The organism is Vibrio sp. S17_S38, from assembly GCF_014694375.1.
Taxonomy (GTDB): domain Bacteria; phylum Pseudomonadota; class Gammaproteobacteria; order Enterobacterales; family Vibrionaceae; genus Vibrio.
Window position 1 is genome coordinate 1 of record NZ_JAAUWW010000040.1, and the last position, 3,405, is coordinate 3,405.

The 3,405-nt window shown below is 48.5% G+C and carries 2 rRNA genes; both read left to right on the forward strand.

Annotation, left to right across the window (positions count from 1 at the left end):
- Positions 1–248: 248 nt before the first annotated feature.
- Positions 249–3,137 (forward strand): 23S ribosomal RNA (locus HC725_RS16435).
- A gap of 143 nt (positions 3,138–3,280) precedes the next feature.
- A 5S ribosomal RNA gene (gene rrf, locus HC725_RS16440) occupies positions 3,281–3,396 on the forward strand.
- Positions 3,397–3,405 lie beyond the last annotated feature (9 nt).

Consider the following 3,405-nt stretch of genomic DNA (forward strand, 5'->3'; position numbering starts at 1 on the left):
TTGCTCTTTAACAATTTGGAAAGCTGACTGAATAAATAACCAAGGTTATTTGTTCAAATAAAAGTTCTCAAATCTTATTTCTTCGGAAATAAGTAAACAACACACATTCAAGTGTCTTGTATTCTACAAACCATTTATGGTTTGTTCTATTGAGTCCGGCAAATCGTTTATCTTGGATTACCCTCCAAGATAAACAAAAACTAAACCTTATTTAGTTGAACATACACTAAGACCCTTTTGGGTTGTATGGTTAAGTGAATAAGCGTACACGGTGGATGCCTAGGCAGTCAGAGGCGATGAAGGACGTATTAACTTGCGATAAGCGTAGATTAGGCAGTAAAAGCCACTTGAGTCTACGATTTCCGAATGGGGAAACCCACGTGCATAAGCACGTATCTTTACTTGAATAAAATAGAGTAAAGAAGCGAACCCGGGGAACTGAAACATCTAAGTACCCGGAGGAAGAGAAATCAACCGAGATTCCGAAAGTAGCGGCGAGCGAAATTGGATTAGCCCTTAAGCTTTATATGATGCAGGTGAAGGCTCTGGAAAGTGCCGCGATACAGGGTGATAGCCCCGTAACCGACACATCATACTAAGTGAAAACGAGTAAGGCGGGACACGTGATATCCTGTTTGAATATGGGGGGACCATCCTCCAAGGCTAAATACTCCTGACTGACCGATAGTGAACCAGTACCGTGAGGGAAAGGCGAAAAGAACCCCTGTGAGGGGAGTGAAATAGAACCTGAAACCGTGTACGTACAAGCAGTAGGAGCGGACTTGTTCCGTGACTGCGTACCTTTTGTATAATGGGTCAGCGACTTAATTTTAGTAGCAAGGTTAACCGTTTAGGGGAGCCGTAGGGAAACCGAGTCTTAACTGGGCGAATAGTTGCTAGGATTAGACCCGAAACCAGGTGATCTAGCCATGGGCAGGTTGAAGATTGAGTAACATCAATTGGAGGACCGAACCGACTAATGTTGAAAAATTAGCGGATGACTTGTGGCTAGGGGTGAAAGGCCAATCAAACCTGGAGATAGCTGGTTCTCCCCGAAAGCTATTTAGGTAGCGCCTCGGACGAATACTACTGGGGGTAGAGCACTGTTAAGGCTAGGGGGTCATCCCGACTTACCAACCCTTTGCAAACTCCGAATACCAGTAAGTAATATCCGGGAGACACACGGCGGGTGCTAACGTCCGTCGTGGAGAGGGAAACAACCCAGACCGCCAGCTAAGGTCCCAAAGTATAGCTAAGTGGGAAACGATGTGGGAAGGCTCAGACAGCCAGGATGTTGGCTTAGAAGCAGCCATCATTTAAAGAAAGCGTAATAGCTCACTGGTCGAGTCGGCCTGCGCGGAAGATGTAACGGGGCTAAGCTATACACCGAAGCTGCGGCATCATAGTTTACTATGATGGGTAGGGGAGCGTTCTGTAAGCCGTTGAAGGTGAACTGAGAAGTTTGCTGGAGGTATCAGAAGTGCGAATGCTGACATGAGTAACGATAAAGGGAGTGAAAAACTCCCTCGCCGGAAGACCAAGGGTTCCTGTCCAACGTTAATCGGGGCAGGGTAAGTCGACCCCTAAGGCGAGGCTGAAAAGCGTAGTCGATGGGAAACGGGTTAATATTCCCGTACTTCTTATAAATGCGATGGGGGGACGGAGAAGGCTAGGTGGGCCTGGCGATGGTTGTCCAGGTTCAAGTGCGTAGGCTAATTTCTTAGGTAAATCCGGGAAATTGTTAGGCTGAGACACGACGTCGAGCTACTACGGTAGTGAAGTCATTGATGCCATGCTTCCAGGAAAAGCCTCTAAGCTTCAGTTTATAAGAAATCGTACCCCAAACCGACACAGGTGGTCGGGTAGAGAATACCAAGGCGCTTGAGAGAACTCGGGTGAAGGAACTAGGCAAAATGGTACCGTAACTTCGGGAGAAGGTACGCTCTTGTTGGTGATGAGACTTGCTCTCTAAGCTGACGGGAGTCGCAGATACCAGGTGGCTGCAACTGTTTATTAAAAACACAGCACTGTGCAAAATCGTAAGATGACGTATACGGTGTGACGCCTGCCCGGTGCCGGAAGGTTAATTGATGGGGTTATCTTCGGAGAAGCTCTTGATCGAAGCCCCGGTAAACGGCGGCCGTAACTATAACGGTCCTAAGGTAGCGAAATTCCTTGTCGGGTAAGTTCCGACCTGCACGAATGGCGTAATGATGGCCACGCTGTCTCCACCCGAGACTCAGTGAAATTGAAATCGCTGTGAAGATGCAGTGTACCCGCGGCTAGACGGAAAGACCCCGTGAACCTTTACTACAGCTTGGCACTGAACATTGAACCTACATGTGTAGGATAGGTGGGAGACTTTGAAGCATTGTCGCTAGATGATGTGGAGTCAATCTTGAAATACCACCCTTGTAGTTTTGATGTTCTAACGTAGACCCCTTATCGGGGTTGCGGACAGTGCCTGGTGGGTAGTTTGACTGGGGCGGTCTCCTCCCAAAGAGTAACGGAGGAGCACGAAGGTGGGCTAAACACGGTTGGACATCGTGTGGTTAGTGCAATGGCATAAGCCCGCTTGACTGCGAGAATGACAATTCGAGCAGGTGCGAAAGCAGGTCATAGTGATCCGGTGGTTCTGAATGGAAGGGCCATCGCTCAACGGATAAAAGGTACTCCGGGGATAACAGGCTGATACCGCCCAAGAGTTCATATCGACGGCGGTGTTTGGCACCTCGATGTCGGCTCATCACATCCTGGGGCTGAAGTCGGTCCCAAGGGTATGGCTGTTCGCCATTTAAAGTGGTACGCGAGCTGGGTTTAGAACGTCGTGAGACAGTTCGGTCCCTATCTGCCGTGGGCGTTGGAAGATTGAAGGGGGCTGCTCCTAGTACGAGAGGACCGGAGTGGACGAACCTCTGGTGTTCGGGTTGTCATGCCAATGGCATTGCCCGGTAGCTAAGTTCGGAATCGATAAGTGCTGAAAGCATCTAAGCACGAAGCGAGCCCTGAGATGAGTCTTCCCTGGCGCTTTAAGCGTCCTAAAGGGTTGTTCGAGACTAGAACGTTGATAGGCAGGGTGTGTAAGTGCTGCGAGGCATTGAGCTAACCTGTACTAATTGCCCGTGAGGCTTAACCATACAACACCTAAAGGGTTTTGTTGTTGGACTGAATAGAGAATGAATACGGATAGAGACTTGAATGACGTGTTGAGAACGAGTTGAGATAACGAACAGCTTTCCGAATTAGTTAAGATGACGATGTCATCTTAATAAAGAATTTGCTTGGCGACCATAGCATTGTGGACCCACCTGATTCCATGCCGAACTCAGAAGTGAAACACAATAGCGCCGATGGTAGTGTGGGGTCTCCCCATGTGAGAGTAGGACATCGCCAGGCTTTTAATTT